12 protein-coding genes are annotated in these 16362 nt (G+C 33.9%); 3 read left to right on the top strand and 9 right to left on the bottom strand.

Features of this window, described 5'->3' with window-relative positions; all coding sequences use genetic code 11:
* The first annotated feature begins 157 nt into the window (after positions 1 to 157).
* Together QLS97_RS13165 and QLS97_RS13160 are read left to right on the top strand one after the other, a co-directional pair.
* Positions 158 to 2050, top strand: a complete 1893-nt coding sequence (locus QLS97_RS13165; protein WP_282717298.1) for an ice-binding family protein — start codon at positions 158 to 160, stop codon at positions 2048 to 2050.
* Between the two features lie 179 nt (positions 2051 to 2229).
* Complete coding sequence (locus QLS97_RS13160; RefSeq protein WP_282717297.1) at positions 2230 to 3042, top strand: purine-nucleoside phosphorylase; 813 nt, start codon at positions 2230 to 2232, stop codon at positions 3040 to 3042.
* Between the two features lie 54 nt (positions 3043 to 3096).
* Here the strand turns inward: QLS97_RS13160 and QLS97_RS13155 are convergent, their stop codons facing one another.
* The 5 genes from QLS97_RS13155 to QLS97_RS13135 form a co-directional block, all read right to left on the bottom strand.
* Positions 3097 to 5268, bottom strand: coding sequence for an ATP-binding protein (locus tag QLS97_RS13155; RefSeq protein WP_282717296.1), 2172 nt, complete (start codon positions 5266 to 5268; stop codon positions 3097 to 3099).
* A 29-nt stretch (positions 5269 to 5297) separates the two neighbouring features.
* Positions 5298 to 6293 carry a type I glyceraldehyde-3-phosphate dehydrogenase gene (gene gap, locus QLS97_RS13150; RefSeq protein WP_282717295.1) on the bottom strand — a complete coding sequence of 332 codons (996 nt, stop codon included), beginning with the start codon at positions 6291 to 6293 and terminating at the stop codon, positions 5298 to 5300.
* Positions 6294 to 6360: 67 nt separating this feature from the next.
* Positions 6361 to 7230 (bottom strand): lipoyl synthase, encoded by an 870-nt coding sequence (gene lipA / locus QLS97_RS13145; protein ID WP_282717293.1) that lies wholly within the window; start codon positions 7228 to 7230, stop codon positions 6361 to 6363.
* A 284-nt stretch (positions 7231 to 7514) separates the two neighbouring features.
* Positions 7515 to 8336 carry an energy transducer TonB gene (locus QLS97_RS13140; RefSeq protein ID WP_282717292.1) on the bottom strand — a complete coding sequence of 274 codons (822 nt, stop codon included), beginning with the start codon at positions 8334 to 8336 and terminating at the stop codon, positions 7515 to 7517.
* Positions 8337 to 8592: 256 nt separating this feature from the next.
* Entirely contained in the window at positions 8593 to 11769 is a 3177-nt protein-coding gene (locus tag QLS97_RS13135) for a TonB-dependent receptor (RefSeq protein WP_282717290.1), read from the bottom strand.
* A 266-nt stretch (positions 11770 to 12035) separates the two neighbouring features.
* Between QLS97_RS13135 and QLS97_RS13130 the strand changes: the two genes are divergently transcribed.
* On the top strand, positions 12036 to 12788 hold the full coding sequence (locus QLS97_RS13130) for a glycerophosphodiester phosphodiesterase (protein WP_282717288.1): 753 nt from the start codon (positions 12036 to 12038) through the stop codon (positions 12786 to 12788).
* A gap of 112 nt (positions 12789 to 12900) precedes the next feature.
* Here the strand turns inward: QLS97_RS13130 and QLS97_RS13125 are convergent, their stop codons facing one another.
* The 4 genes from QLS97_RS13125 to murB all read right to left on the bottom strand — a co-directional run bounded on the left by QLS97_RS13125 (position 12901) and on the right by murB (position 16353).
* Positions 12901 to 13452 (bottom strand): RNA polymerase sigma factor, encoded by a 552-nt coding sequence (locus QLS97_RS13125; protein ID WP_099713290.1) that lies wholly within the window; start codon positions 13450 to 13452, stop codon positions 12901 to 12903.
* Positions 13443 to 14549: a glycosyltransferase gene (locus tag QLS97_RS13120; protein WP_282717285.1), complete on the bottom strand. Its 1107-nt coding sequence runs from the start codon at positions 14547 to 14549 to the stop codon at positions 13443 to 13445. Before QLS97_RS13120 ends, QLS97_RS13125 begins: the two co-directional genes overlap by 10 nt.
* Positions 14550 to 14635: 86 nt before the next feature.
* Positions 14636 to 15250 (bottom strand): FMN-binding negative transcriptional regulator, encoded by a 615-nt coding sequence (locus tag QLS97_RS13115; RefSeq protein ID WP_282717283.1) that lies wholly within the window; start codon positions 15248 to 15250, stop codon positions 14636 to 14638.
* 89 nt (positions 15251 to 15339) lie between these two features.
* The gene (murB, locus tag QLS97_RS13110; RefSeq protein ID WP_282717281.1) at positions 15340 to 16353 is read right to left on the bottom strand and encodes a UDP-N-acetylmuramate dehydrogenase; all 1014 of its coding nucleotides are present in this window, start codon (positions 16351 to 16353) and stop codon (positions 15340 to 15342) included.
* Between the last annotated feature and the right edge of the window lie 9 nt (positions 16354 to 16362).

Raw genomic sequence — 16362 nt, 5'->3', positions numbered from 1 at the left:
AGGTTTGGCATAGTAATCAGCTTTAACAATTGTTTACTTCTTAATCAATTATAATGGAAAATTGATTTTAGAAATTACTTCACAAAAATGCACTATAAAGGATTCTCCTTAAAGCATTAATAAAAACAACAAACCAATACCATTTTATTTAATTCTGATGAAAAAAAAAGAATTATATAGTATAATAGCTATCGCTCTATTTTTATTTCCAAATGTAAATTTCGCTCAAGTTTTAAATTTAGGAACCCTTTCAAATTTTGAAGCTTATTCTGGAACTGGAGCAGTTTCTAATATTGGTACATCACAATTTACTGGTGATGTTGGTACAAGTGTTGGAGCAATAAGTGGATTTAATTCGCCAACAACTTTTAATGGCTTTCCACAAAATGCAAATGCCATTACTACTCAAGCCAAAATTGATTTGCTTAGAGTTTACATTCACCTGAGTGATCTTTTTGTTACAAATACAAGTCATGCTGCTGCTTTTGGAAATGGTGAAACTATTACCTCTGGGGTTTATTCCATTGCTGGTGCAGGATCTTTGGCAGGAAGTATTACTCTTGATGGTCAAGGAAATCCAAATGCGGCATTTATAATTAAGTTTGAAGGCGGATTTTCCGCTGGAGCTAGTTCAACTATAGTATTGAGTAATGGAACTCGAGCTTGTAATGTTTTTTGGATTGCTGAAGGAGCAATTTCTATTGGAGCTTCAAGCATTACAAAAGGAACGCTAATTGCCCATCCCGGTGCAATAACCGTAGGCGCTAATGGAAATCTAGAAGGAAGAATGCTTTCTTCTGAAGGCGCAATAACTTTTGGACCTGGTTTGGCATATCCTCCGGCAGGTCCTATTACAATTCCTATAAGTTGTGTAAATACTTGTAATAATACTATTTTAGGAACTGTTGCTAATTTTGCTCTTTTTGCAAGTAATGGTGCTGTGGCAAATGCTGCTACATCTGGAATAGTTGGTGATATTGGTTCAAATGCCGGCGATGTAAGTGGTTTTACAAGCTCAACCGTAGCAGGATCTTTTTATAATGCTGACGCAACAACAGCTCAAGCTAAAATTGATTTGGAATCTGCGTATGTTCAACTTTATAATACACCAAATACAAACATGTCTCATACGCCAGCTTTTGGTAGTGGAGAAACTTTAAATGCTGGAGTTTACTCGGTTTTAGGAGCAGGTTCTTTAGCAGGAACAATAACTCTGGATGGTCAAGGAAATCCTGATGCACTTTTCATCTTTAAGTTTGATGGAGCATTTACAACTGCTGCACAGTCGAAAGTGATTTTGGCAAATGGAACTCGAAGATGTAATGTTTTTTGGATAGCTGAAGGTGCCGTTTCTATGGGAACTTTTACTTTTATGAAAGGAACTCTTATTGCTCATAACGGAGCAAATACTATGGGTGCAAATGGTAATCTTGAAGGAAGAATGCTTTCAACTACTGGTGCAATAGGTTTTAGTACTGGAGTTATTTATACCAATACGTTGTGTTTTGAGGATGTTGTACAGATTATTTCTGCTGTAGATGATTCTGCCACAATTATCAACTCATCTTCTAACTCAATAGGATTTGCAAATGTTTTAGCTAATGATACGCTTAATGGAAATAGTGTTTTACCATCAGATGTTAGTACTACATTTATAAACTCTAGCAATGCGGGTATTTCTTTATCTGGAGTAGATGTTATAGTCTCGGAAGAAACTCTTGCAGGAAATTATACGCTTACATATCAAATTTGTCAAATGTCTAATTTAAATAATTGTAGCCAAGCTGTAGTTTCATTAACCGTATTATGTCAGCCAGTTGCGGTTCCAACAATAACAATCCAACAGCCATCAGTAGCTGAAAACATAGCAAAGATAACAGTAAATTCACCTATTGGACTTGGGTATACTTATAGTATCAATGATGTAGATTTTCAAATCAACGCTGTTTTTACAAATGTTGCTTCAAGACAAAACTACAATGTAACGGTAAAAAAAGATAATTGTTTTTCGACAACAGTCGTTACTGTTCATCCTCAGCCATCAAATTAAAAGTGGTAACTATCTTATGGTTAAAATAATAAAATAATTATTTTTTTGATTTTTAAAAGATTCTTTTTCACCTAAATCATACTTGATATTTTTAACTATATTTGATTATAAATTACTTCTAATGATAGTGTTTTAGACTATTTGTTATGAAGTTTTTTCAAAATAAATTAGATTAAATTATGTGGGAACAAGTACAAGAAACAGTAAGTCAGATTAAAGGAAAAATCAATTTTACACCAGAATATGGCGTGATTTTAGGTTCAGGATTAGGGAGTTTTACGGACGAAATGAAAGTAGAATATACGTTGCCGTACAGCGAAATTCTGAATTTTCCTGTTTCGACAGTTCAAGGTCATAAAGGGGCATTAGTTTTTGGAACAATAGGAGATAAGAAAGTCGTTGCCATGCAGGGAAGATTTCATTTCTACGAAGGCTATTCGATGACAGAAGTGACTTTTCCAGTTCGAGTGATGAAGTTTTTGGGCGTTGAAAAATTAATAGTTTCAAATGCTTCCGGAGGTGTAAACCCAAGTTACAAAGTGGGTTCTATTGTCATGATTACAGATCATATCAATATGACACCAGAACATCCTTTGCGTGGAAAAAACGACGAACGTTTTGGGCCTCGTTTTGTAAATATGAGTGAACCGTATTCGAGAAAAATGATAGCTAAAGCTACTAAACTGGCTCAAGAATTAAACATCGAGGTTCATGAAGGAATTTATCTGGGTTTACAAGGTCCAACTTTTGAAACCTTGGCCGAATACAAAATGGTGAAAATTCTGGGTGCTGATTGTGTAGGAATGTCAACCGTTCCCGAAGTGATTGTGGCACGTCATATGGATTTGGAAACATTTGGTATTTCAGTAATTACCGATATGGGAGACGAGGAAAGTATTGGAACGATTTCCCACGATGAAGTATTAGAAGCGGCAAAAAATGCAGAACCAAAAGTAAGAAGTCTTATTAAAGAATTGATTTTAAACTATTAGGAGCGAGTTGGGTGTAATTAGTTTTTAATAATTGTACCCAACAGGTTATTGAGTCTATATATATTCAGCGATTACACTGTAAAATTCCTCTGGCACAAATGGTTTAGTGATTACTTCATTCATTCCAAACGATAAAAGCATTTCACGGTTTTCATGTAATGAGATTGCAGTTAGAGCAATGATAGGAGTAGTACTGTCAAATGTTCGTATTGTTTCTGTTGCAATTGTTCCGTTTATGCCAGGTAAGTGGACGTCCATAAGGACTAAATCGAATGTGTTAGTTTTTAATAAATCGATAGCATCCTCACCGTTATCAATTATTTCGCAGATAATTCCTTTATTATCCAACATTTTCTTGGTAATCATTTGATTGATTTTATTATCCTCAACCAATAGTATTTTCTTGTTTATTAATTTAGTAGCATCGTATTTTATCATAGGTTTTTTCTCCATTTGAGATTCCTGCAGTGGACTTATTTGGAATTCTAAGTTAAATGAAAATGAAGAGCCTTCGCCTACCACACTTTTAAGCTTGATATGTCCGCCAAGGATTTTAATTAATTTTTTTACGATAGTCAATCCTAAACCGGTGCCACCATATTTGCGATTCACTTCTATGGAACCTTGGGAAAAACTATCAAAAACGCTTGCTAATTTATCTTCGGGTATTCCTATTCCAGTATCTGTTATTTCAAAATACAAAGTAGCTTTTTTATCTTCTAATGTACTAAGATTGGTTATAACGGTAACGTTTCCATTTTTTGTGAATTTTAGTGCGTTGTTGATCAAATTCAGTATTATCTGTGATAATTTTGTAGGATCGCCAATCAAATAGTCGGGAATTGCAGCATCAACTTCAAGATTAAAATTATTGTTATTCACCACAGCCAATTCTTTCAAAGAATGTTTGATGTCCTCTAATAATTTTTTCAGATTAAAACTGGTGTATTCGATTTCTGATTTGTTAGAATCAATTTTATTAATTTCTAAAATTTCATTGATGAATTTTGTTAAATAGTCCCCCGAAAATTTTAAGGAAGACAAATAGTCCATTTGATTTTTCTTTGGGTTTTCTTCCAATAATAAATGAGTGATACCATTGATGGCATTTAAGGGAGTTCGGAGCTCATGGCTCACAGTTGATAAAAATTCGGATCTCGCTTTTGATGCTTTTTCTGCTTTATCTTTTGCAATCTCTAATTCTTTATTTTTTTCTTGCAATAATAAATTAGACTGATTTCTAATGATATTATTTTTGTACAAGGATAGACTTAATAACGATAAGATCGAAATTAATGCAATTGCAAAAATACTGATTAGTTTAGAAAATTTATTAGCCTTTTCTTGCTCCTTATTTTCATAATTAGCTTGTGCGATTTCTTTTAATCTTTCAGATTCTTTAAACTTTTGGTAATCATCTATGCCAAGTCTTTCATTGTTTAAAATTGTGATGCTCTCTTTTAAATTGAGATGCTGTTTTAGATAGAAATACGCATTATTTTTATCTAACATTTTTTCATAAACATCACTTAAAGCAAGTAAAATATTTGATTTCTGTTCTAGATTTTCAGATTTACCGTTTAATTCTAATGCTTTGTTTAGATAGTTTAAAGCTAAGTTATTCCTATTTCGGCCGGCTTCAATTTGTCCTATTTGATAAAAAGCTTCTGCTTTAGTGTTTATCAAAACGGCATTGTCAGGTTTTGCAATTATAATTTTAAAAGATGATAATGCTAACTCTAATTTATTCTTTGATTTGTAAATTAGCCCTTTTTGAAGGTTTAATAACTCAGCAACGTCAGGAATTCTTAATTTATCATTAATAGATCTGGCTCTCTCAAAGTATATGGAAGCTCTGTCATAATCTTGCTTTTGCATATAGCATAAGCCAATATGATAGTACGTTGCAGAACGCTCTGAACTTGGTTCGAAATTCGAAAATAATGCAGCACTTTTCAGTAATGTTTCTATTGCATCATCGTATTTTTTTAAATCAAAATAAATTTTCCCAAGATTGAAGGTTTGCTGCGCTTGGTCTTTAATGTTCTTGCTTTTTTCAGCATAACGTATTGCTTTTTGAGTATACAGTAATGCCTCTTTATAATTATTAGTCTGAATATTGGAATTGCTCAAACTGCTGTAATATGCTGTGCTGTCTACTTCCTCATAGGTCTGAGAGTACATTGAGGAGTAAAAAAAAACAATAAAAGCAAAAAAACACTTCATTTACAGCTGAATTTTTTCTTGGGGTTATTTTATTTTTTTGTTAGAAGAATTAAATCAATAATTCTAGACGAATAGCCTATTTCATTATCATACCATCCTACTACTTTTACCATTTTATCAATAACAGAAGTTAGTTGAGCATCAAATATACATGAATTTTTATTGCCAATCACATCAACAGAAACAATAGGGTCTTCGGTATAATCCAAAATTCCTTTTAAATTTGTTTGTGCGGCAATTTTGAAAGCTGCGTTAATCTCATCTATAGTCACCGCGCGTTTTACATTGAAAGTAATATCAGTCAAAGAACCATCAGGAACGGGTACTCGTATACCACAACCGCCAATTTTACCTTCAAACTCAGGGAATATTTTTGTCAATGCTTTTGCCGCTCCAGTTGTTGTGGGTACTATAGACTGACTTGCCCCGCGAGCGCGACGTAAATCTTTATGGGGTTGATCGTGTAAACTTTGGTCTGTCGTGTAGGAGTGAATGGTAGTGATGTACGCCTGTTCTATACCGCAAAGTTCATTGATTACTTTAATCATCGGTGCAGCATTATTCGTCGTGCAACTAGCATTCGAAATTATGGTTTCAGTTCCGTCAAGAATAAAATCATTTACACCGAGCACTACCGTTTTTATAGTATCAACTTCCGAAGGTGCAGAAAGAATCACTTTTTTGGCACCAGCTATAATATGGGAATTCAATTCTTCAAAAGTCTTGTACTTACCTGTCGATTCTACAACGTAATCAATGTCTAAACTTTTCCAATCTAGATTTGAAATACTTTTTTCATGAAAAAATAAGAAATGATTTCCATCTACCAGAATTCCTTTTTCATCATCGCTGACCGGAAATGGTAACACACCGTGAATACTGTCGTATTTCACTAAATGTGCCATTGTTTTTTTGTCAGCAATATCGTTTATGGCAACAACTTCTATTGTGGGATGGTTTAAAAGTAATCGGAATAAATTCCTGCCGATTCTTCCAAAACCATTTATGGCAATTCTTGTTTTCAAATGGATTCGTTTATTCGTTTATTCGTTTATTTGGTTAACCGATTAAACAAATAAACGAATAAACTATTTATAAAATATGCTTTTGTGCTTTGTAAGAGGAACGAACCAATGGTCCGCTTTCTACGTGACGGAAACCTAATTCCAAACCAAATTGCTCGTATTTTGCAAATTGCTCCGGCGTTATAAATTCCTTTACTGGCAAGTGTTTTTTACTCGGTTGCAAGTATTGACCTATCGTAACAATATCAACATTGGCTTCACGCAAATCTCGCATCGTTTGATATACTTCATCTTCTTGTTCGCCAAGACCCAACATAATTCCCGACTTTGTTCTATTGATTCCTTTGTCTTTTAAGTAGCGCAATACTTCAAGACTTCGGTCGTATTTTGCCTGAATTCTTACTTCACGAGTCAATCGACGTACCGTTTCTACATTGTGCGAAACCACTTCAGGATTTGCGTCTACGATTCTATCAATGTTTCTTTCGATGCCTTGAAAATCTGGAATCAGAGTTTCCAGCGTTGTGTTTGGGTTCATTCTGCGAATGGCTTTCACGGTTTCTATCCAAATAATTGATCCGCCATCTTTCAAATCATCTCTGTCAACACTTGTAATTACGGCATGTTTTATGTTCATAATTTTGATAGAACGCGCCACTTTTTCCGGCTCATCCCAATCTACAGTTTCTGGTCTTCCGGTTTTTACCCCACAAAAACCACAAGAACGCGTACACACATTCCCTAAAATCATAAATGTTGCAGTTCCTTCGCCCCAGCATTCACCCATGTTTGGGCAACTTCCCGAAGTACAAATCGTGTTCAAACTATATTTATCAACTAAGCCGCGAAGCTCCGTATATTTTTGGCCTATTGGGAGTTTTACCTTCAACCATTTTGGTTTTCCTACAGGTAAAGTATTTTCTAAAACAGTTTCCATATATCAATTTTCAGAGCACAAAGATAAGGAATGTAGTTTATTTGTGGATTCCTTTATTTGTTTATTTGAAGAAAGAGAAGCCGATGCTTTTGGAGCACAATATTTTCTTGTTTTTAGTGAATAGTCGTCCTGCTTTTCGTTATATCCATGCAAAAAAATGCATGGGATATCACTGCAATCAGGGTTAGATTAGGACTTTTTGTTGTTTTAGGATAAAATGTAAAAAAAATAAAAAGATATTAAAAAGAAAAGCTTCAAAATTAATTGAAGCTTTTCTTTTATATTTAATTCATCTGTACCGTAATGGGAAGGTTATAAGCGGTTCGCACTGCTTTTCCGTTAATCATTCCCGGAGACCATTTTGTTTTCAAGGATTTCAATACTCGAACGGCTTCTCTGCCCAAGCCATAGCCAGGGTCTCTTTTTACCTGAATGTCAGTCATGCTTCCGTCTCTTTCAATTACAAAAGAAACATATACGCGAATCGAACCGTTACCGTCTATTTCTTGTTTTTCAAAATTATTACCCACATAATTATAAAACTTATTAATTCCACCGGGGAATTCAGGAAGTTTATCCAGCGAAACGCTATTGACAATAGTATTTCCCAGATCAACAGGTGTTACGGTTTCAGTTCCAGTTCCTGAAGAAGAAGTTGTATTTATACCTACAGTTCCAGTTCCCTCTGAAGTTGTATTTGTTATGGTAGTATTGTCGGTGTTTTTTGCAATGTCTTGATTTGCTTGTGAAGCCTGAACAATTACAGGATTAACAAGTTGGGCACTTTTAACGGGGACTTCTACACTTTTAGTTTTTATCTGAGGAAGTGTCTTTTTTTCTTCAAGCTGATTCGGAATTATGTCAGTAAGTTGGACCACGGTATTTGTAAGTTCAGGAATACCTATCGTGATTCCTTTATTGGGATTCAAATAGGTAATGATTACGGGAATACTTAAAGCCCCCGATAAAAATAATACACCCATAAAAAGTGCCGTTAATGATGTTTTAGTACTTTCCTGACGCAATTGATACGCTCCATATTCTTTGTTTCGGTCTTGGAAAACAAGGTTAATCCAACCGGTCTCGTAAATGCTTAGTTTTGACATAATTTATGGATTTAGTGGTTAAGTAGTAATTAAATCATAAGCAGAGATGTTTTTATTTTATAACGTGTAAAATAAGAATTTTAGTATATAAATTTAATAATTATTTTTGATTTATTTGGCTTTATGTTTATTTATTTAACGATAACGTTGGTTAATTTTGGCAGTTAGTTCTTAAATTTAAATGAATTCATAAAAAAAGCGCATTCAAATCAATGAATGCGCCTTGCTCTGGTATTAAATTATTTTCTAGTAGGATTTAAAAAGCATATTTAAATCCAATTTGTATTTGAAATGGATTTCCTGAAAGCGAAGGAAGTCCAGCATTGTTGACTCTGTAATTAAATTGTTGTCTAGTACTGTCAAATCCGGGAACTGCGGCTGTTGTTCCTGATGCTGGTGTCCCTAAAGCATACAATGATTGACTACTAAGGGATTTGTTTACACCCCATTCTTTATTTAATAAATTGGCAACATTAAATATATCAGCTGTAAATTCTAGGAATTGTTTTTTGCCTAACGTAATTTTTTTGCTAATTCTTACATCAACAAGACCATAGAACTCATTTATTCCTCCGTTTCTTTCGGCTAATTTACCGGAGTATTTATTAATGTAATCTTTCAAACTTTGACTTGCTGCTGGGTTGTTAAGTATGGTTTGTAATCCTGTTTTTATATTTTGGGGAACCGCTGGATTATTGATGTCAAAAATATAGGCCAAATCATTAGAAGCAGAGACAAAATCGGCGTTTGTATTTCCTCCTGAAAGTAAGCTGTAGCGTGTACCACCGATTCCAGAATAACGAACACCAACACTGATACCATAAAAAGTAGGCAATGTTCCATAAAACACCACTTTATGACGGAAATGATTGTCAGAATAACTCATTTTGCTCAAGTCTCTTGGGTCATCTTCTACCGGTAAAACTAAAGTTGCTGTGTTAGCAACGTTTCCATTAAATGAAGTATTGTCTTTTGTGTCATTCAAGGTATAGCTGGCCGATATTTCACCATCTTTAAAATAACGATACGTAGCATCTACGACCATTGCAAATTGATTTACTTTACCCTCGCTGTTTAATTCTAATACACGTCCTAATTTATTGCTGATGCGTCCTTGCATCCAGTCTCCGGCTCCATTTGCAGGCATTGAACTTGCTGGAACATATACGCCACGATCTCCTTCATTGGCCAAAGTAAAAAATGGATTTGCAACCATATTTCGGTCTACATAAACATAGTTGTTGCGTCCTAGAGTTGCATAACCTGCAATTCCTGCTTTCAATTTATCAGTGAAGAAATGGGAATAGGATATATTGGCTTTATACACTACTGGTACTTTTGCATCTGTTCCTGTGAAATTAATAGTTGGTAATTGAAACGCATCCAAAGTGGGTATGCTGGCATAATTATTTCGGTAATCAATGAAATTTGGCATAGGAACATTTGGTGATCGTACATCTACTGTAGCGGTATGATTTCCATCAAAATATAAATTATTGATAACCGCATAGTTATTCAAATCGGATGCAAAAATTCCAGCTCCTAAACGAATATAATCTTTGTGGTTTTCATTTACATCCCAAGATAATTGTACTCTCGGTTGAAGGATAGCCGACTGAAGTTTATTGTCTGTACGAATGCCTAATTCATCAAAAACTAATTGATTGAATGTTGCTGTCGGATATTTAGCATAATCAAATCGCAACCCCAAAGTCAGGTCTAATCCCAATGCAATTTTGGTTTGTAACTGGCCATAAATTCCAGCATTTAGTATATTTGAAGTTACGGTAGGATCCGCTACTAAAGGTACTTCTCTGTAATAACGATAAGGTGTTAAGTTGTCAAAATTAGCAACACTATTGAAATGGAAACGACCATTTACTTCGCTTCCATATAAAGATTCTGAATTGGTTTGCATTAAATCAAAACCAAAAGTATATTTAACTTTATCCGTGTTGAAGTATAAATTATCTACAATTTGAAAAACATTATTGGTAAATTTTTCCTGCGCAAATCGATGTCCTCCAATTTGGATATTCGTAGTTCTTACTGCTCCATTAATAGTTGAAGCTACATTTTCTACAATAGCCCTTGGGATATTGTATGAAGGCAACTGGTCTCCTGGATTACTGTCCTGAAAAGTATACAAATGCTGTACTTTCAATTCATTTGTAACTCTTGCATTTACTTTTGTTCGTAAAGAAGCTAAAATACTGTTGTCAATATTTAAATCATCACCAAACGATTCATATAAATTGATGGTCGTATTATCTTGTAGCCCTAGTTTATTATTGTCATAAGTGAAATTGTTGCGTACAGTCAATAAGTTATTACTGTTAATTTGCCAGTCTATACGAGCGAAAGCGGCATCCGAATTACGTTTTTTGTCAAAAGTTCCATATTGTGGCGCATTAGAAACGCCATATTTATTTCGGGCAATAGTAACAAAATTGTCTAATGTAGCTCTTGTAACATTAAAACGTAATTCGTCTTCTGCAGATTGAACGTCAGCTATGATTAATGGACGCGAATCTTGTTGGTGATCCCAAGCTACAAAAAAATGCAATTTATCTTTAATGATTGGTCCACCAAGAGTGAAACCATATTGTGACGTAGAAAAATCATTTTGACGTCTGTTTCCTCTAATGTCATACGGGCTAGACAGCCAATCTGCACGATTATAGGCAAACATGCTTCCTGTAAAATCATTTGTCCCTGATTTTGTCACAGCGCTCACCGTTCCGCCACCACTTCGACCATAGCCTACGTCATATTGATTCGTCACCACTTTGAATTCTCTTACGGCTTCAATCGATATGGAGTACGGAGCACCGCTTCGACTTGTTGTTGATCCTGCCGAAGTTGGGTTTTTGGCATTCATTCCGTCCAGCGTGTAATTAGTAGACGAGGCTAATTGTCCTGAAATATTTCCGCCTCTGCTCAAAGGCGATAAATCCATTAAGCTGGTAAAATTTCTTCCGTTTACCGGTAGCGCATTAATCAGCTTTGCGGTTACTGCCGTAGCTGCTCCTAAGTTTCCTGTTTTGTTTTTTAAACCTCGTCCTACAACTTCGACCACTTCTAAATTTTGAATGTCGTCCTGCATTAATATTTCAATATTTATTAAATCACCTTGATTTAAAGTGTAGCCGGAGCGCTGTTGTTCTCCATAACCTAAAGTTGTAATGCTAATCGTGTAAGGTCCGCCTAATGGGAGTTCCTTGAAAGTAAAAACACCTTTGAAGTTAGACAAAGAGTTGGTTTTAAATCCAGTTGATTCATTTTTAATTTGAACCATCGCATCTTTAATAGGTTCTGAATTACTGCCTAAAACAATACCTGATATGGATGCTTGAGTAGTTTGAGCAAAGTTTTTATTGCCGACAAATACTGTCAGCACAATTGTAAATAAAAATAATTTGAGTTGTTTCATGAATACTTTTTTTTGTTTTTTAGTGCCGACAAAGGAATTGACTAATTGAAAAATGGCTGTTATTTTAACAATAACACTAGAATACTTTTGTGTTAATGAAAACCTAAAAAGTAAGGCTGAAACATGGATTTTTTTAAGATACTGTTAACGAATTCATCACTAAAATCACCTTATTTAGATAGGTAAAATGTTCTTAATTTAATCCTTTCTTAATATTTGAGCCTGCCGTAAAAGCTATTTTTACCTCAAAAACTTAAATGAAAATTATGAAATTCACTACACTATTACTGGCTTCATCAATAGCCTTGTTATTTTCAAATTGTACTTCAAATAAATTTGTGGTTTGTGGGCACAGAGGTGCAATGGGTCATGCTACAGAAAACACTTTGGCATCTATAGAAAAAGGAATCGAATTAAAAGCTGATATGTTAGAAATAGATGTCTTCAAAATTAAAACGGGTGAAATGGTTGTTTTTCACGATGATGATTTGGATCGAATCACAAACGCAAAAGGAAAGATTGAAGAATATACTTTCGAAGAATTGAGAAAAGTTTTGGTTGCCGGGAAACATCAAATCCCAACTTTGCAAGAAGTTATTGAGACTATTGATAAAAAAGTAGTGCTTAATATTGAATTGAAAGGGACAAACACTGCAACGGATACGCACAGAATAATAGAAGAATACAAGAAAAAAGGTTGGAGAAATAAAGATTTCTTTATTTCCAGTTTTCGAGTAGGGGAATTGCAAAAAATGAGGTCTTTGAGTAATGAAATAACTATTGGGTTGCTTACCTATAAAGATCCTATTGAGACTATTATTAAAACAGGAAAAGAGCTTAAAGCTCAGGCAATAAATCCGTATTATAAAACCTTAACAGCTGAAAATGTTGCGGTAATGAAAGCTAATGATTTTAAAATCTATCCTTGGACTGTGAATGAACCCGTAGATATTAAGAATTTACAAGGACTTAAAGTGAGCGGAATTATTACTGATTATCCGGAAAGAATTATAAGATAATTTTTTTAGAAATCTATAATTGTTTTGATTAAACGAAGTGGTCTAAAATTAATTTAGATCACTTTTTGTTTTTTAGACAATTAAGAATGTATGCTGATTTGCTAAAATAAAGCTACCTTTTATTCTGAATGATTTCTGCCAGAAGTTTTTTGGCGCGAAGCAATTTAATCTTAACATTGCTCAAAGGTTCATCAATTTTATTGGCAATTTCCTGGTAACTCATTTCCTGAAAATAGCGTAACTGAATAACTTCTTGATAATGTGGTTTCAATTCTTTGATGAATTGCAGTAATCTAGAAAGATTTTGTTCGGTAATCAATTCATCTTCTGCAGATGGAGTAGTGTCAGCAATATTGTAGGCTTGCTGGTCTTGTTCATCGGTAATTTCGACAAAAAGACTCGATTTCTTTTTTCGTAATAAATCGATGTGTACGTTTTTTGCAATAGCAATAAGCCAAGTGTTGAACTGGAATTCCGAGTTGTAAGTGGCTATTTTATCAAAAGCTTTCGAGAACGTTTCGATGGTAATATCCTCGGCATTGGTTTCGTTTTCGGTGCGTTTTAGCATAAAACCATACACTTCATTCCAATAATAATCCAATAGAAAAGTAAAGGCAACTTGGTCACCTTGTTTTGCTTTTTCTATTTGTTTGTTTATTTCCAATGTACCGGTTTTGAGAATATATTAGTTATAAAGATATTGATTTGTGTGAAGATAAGTACTATCTCAACGATAGGGAACCAGAATTTAATATCATGTTCTTTAAGTTTACCTGCCGAAAATCCTACCACAATCCATGCCACAAGATAGCGCAATGTTATTAAACTTAAAACTAATATCCATTGAAATTGGAAGGCTAATAATATAATAGGCAATAAAATGAACAATAATTGCGAACAATAGAACGCTCCTAATTGTAATTTATCTAGAGGTTTGTAATAATTTGCCGTGGCAATATGTCTTCTTTTTTGGATCAGCCAGTCTTTGTATGTAGTTTTTGGTTTAGAAAGCGTAAAACTTTCCGGTGTGTAGGCGATAGTTGTATTTTTAGCTTTTGCAGCTTGGTTTATAAATAAATCATCATCGCCAGAACGAATTTGCATGTGTTCTATAAAACCATTTACATTGAAAAATTCTTCTTTTTTATACGCTAAATTTCTTCCAACGCCCATATATGGATGTCCAATTTTGGCCCATGAAAAATATTGAATTGCCGTCAATAAAGTTTCAAAACGAATTATTTTATTCAGGAACGAATTAGGAATTTTTTCATATTTACCATAGCCTAAAACAATAGTTTTTTGCATGGTAAATTGAGAACTCATAGCCGTAATCCATTCTTTTGAAGTTGGGTAGCAATCAGCATCAGTGAATAATAAATGCTCTTTTTTGGCGGCTTTTATTCCTAAAGTTAATGCGTATTTTTTGTTTCCCCAAAAGGCTTCGTTGTTTTCTACTTTTACCAAACGAACATTAGGATATTGCTTTTCAAAACCTTCAAAAATATCCAAAGTAGCGTCACTTGATGCATCATCAATCAGAACTATTTCAAAATCTGGATAGTTTTGTTCCGCAAGCAGAGGAATAAAATTAGTGACATTTTCCTCTTCGTTTTTGGCACAAACAATCACCGAAATCGGGATTTTTTTTGGTGTTATTTTCTGCGCTTTAGCAAAAGCAAATTTTCCAAAAACACCTAGATAATACGAAATTTGAACAACAATGATAAAAATAAAAAAGTAAAGAATTAGTATAAGCATCTGAGTTTAATGAGTTTTTAAATCGAGTGCAAAGGTATGAATAGAATTGTGAATTGTTAAATACAATCTGTGAATTTCGAAAGAATTTATATTGGGCATTTCTTCATCTCATTCGCAATAGCGATGGACTGATTTGTATTGGCTTTTTCTAACTCTGAAATGATGTTTTGGTGATTTTTTTCGTCTCTGTTTTGAGACAATTTTCTCGTGGCTTGGATTTCAGTTATTTCAATTTCAAACGCTACAATACCACGAGTTTGCATCATGGTTTTTTTCGATAAATCTTCTACACGAACCGGATTTTCAGAATTTTGTTCGTACTTATCAACTAGCTTTTTTAAGGATTCGATGACGGCTTCTCCTTCGATAATTTTGATTTTTCCATACACATGAACGGCAATGTAGTTCCATGTTGGTACATTTTCATGATCGTACCAAGAAGAAGAAATATAACTGTGAGGTCCTGAAAATACTGCTAAAATTTCGTCATTGTCTATAAAACCATTCCATTGTGGGTTTTCTTTAGAAACGTGCCCGCATAAAATATCCTTGCCTTCTTTATTGGTATCCAGTTCCAAAGGAATATGTGTTGCACACAATTTTCCATTGGTTTGATTGATTAGAATACCAAAACTATTCTCTTGCAGAAACTTTTTGATTTCTTCTTGATTCTCGTTTTTATAGATTTCTGGAGTGTACATGGTTTGATAACTTAGGTTTTTTGATATTAAAATAAAATAAATCAATTTGTTATCTAATAATCGAAGGAGTATAACAATCTATTTTTTTGTTAAATCACATTTACTTCGGCTTCAATATAAATACCAAACGTTTTAAAAATTGTCTCTTGAATATTTTTTGAAACATTCAAAATTTCCTGACCTGTCGCATTGCCATAATTCACTAAAACCAAAGCTTGGTTTTTGTGGATTCCAGCATCACCAAAACGTTTTCCTTTAAAACCAGCCTGTTCAATTAGCCAACCAGCGGGAACTTTTACTTCGGTTTCAGAAATGTCAAAATATTTCATTTCAGGAAATTGCTGATGTATTTTTTCGAAATCTGATTTCAATAGAATTGGATTTTTAAAAAAACTACCACTGTTTCCCAGTTCTTTTGGATCGGGTAATTTGCTTTGTCGAATGGCAATTACGGCATTACTGACGTCCTTTAAAGTAGGATTTGTGATGTTGTTTTTTTCTAATTCAGATGAAATATCTCCGTAAGAAGTGTTGATTTTATGATTGATTTTTGTTAATTTAAAAACAACCGATGTAATGATGTATTGATTTTTCACTTCGTTTTTGAAAACGCTTTCTCGATATCCAAAATGACATTCTTCCTTTGTGAACGTTTTTATTTCCTGACTTTCTATCGTCATTGCTTCACAGGAAACAAAAGTGTCTTTTATTTCGGTTCCGTAAGCTCCGATATTTTGGACCGGTGTAGTTCCAACGTTTCCCGGAATAAGAGACATATTTTCTAAACCACCAAAATTTTGGTCAATAGTCCAAAGCACAAATTCATGCCAATTTTCACCAGCCTGACTTTCGACCCAAACAAAATCATCATTTTCTTCAATAATTTTCTTGCCTTTCAAATCGATGTGAATAACTAAGGCGTCAATGTCTTTTGTCAAAAGCATATTGCTTCCACCTCCCAAAATAAATTTTTTCTGTGCTTTATTTTCTTGTAAAATAGTTTTCAAATCTTGTACAGAATGAACGGCAACGAATTGTTTTGCTTTGGCTTCAATGCCAAAAGTATTGTGTTTTTTTAAAGAGAAATTAGGTACTATTTCCATAAAAGAAAG

It is taken from the genome of Flavobacterium yafengii, assembly GCF_030010375.1.
Classification (GTDB): domain Bacteria; phylum Bacteroidota; class Bacteroidia; order Flavobacteriales; family Flavobacteriaceae; genus Flavobacterium; species Flavobacterium yafengii.
The sequence above is the reverse complement of the archived record's forward strand: the minus strand, read 5'-3'. Positions and strand labels throughout refer to the sequence as shown.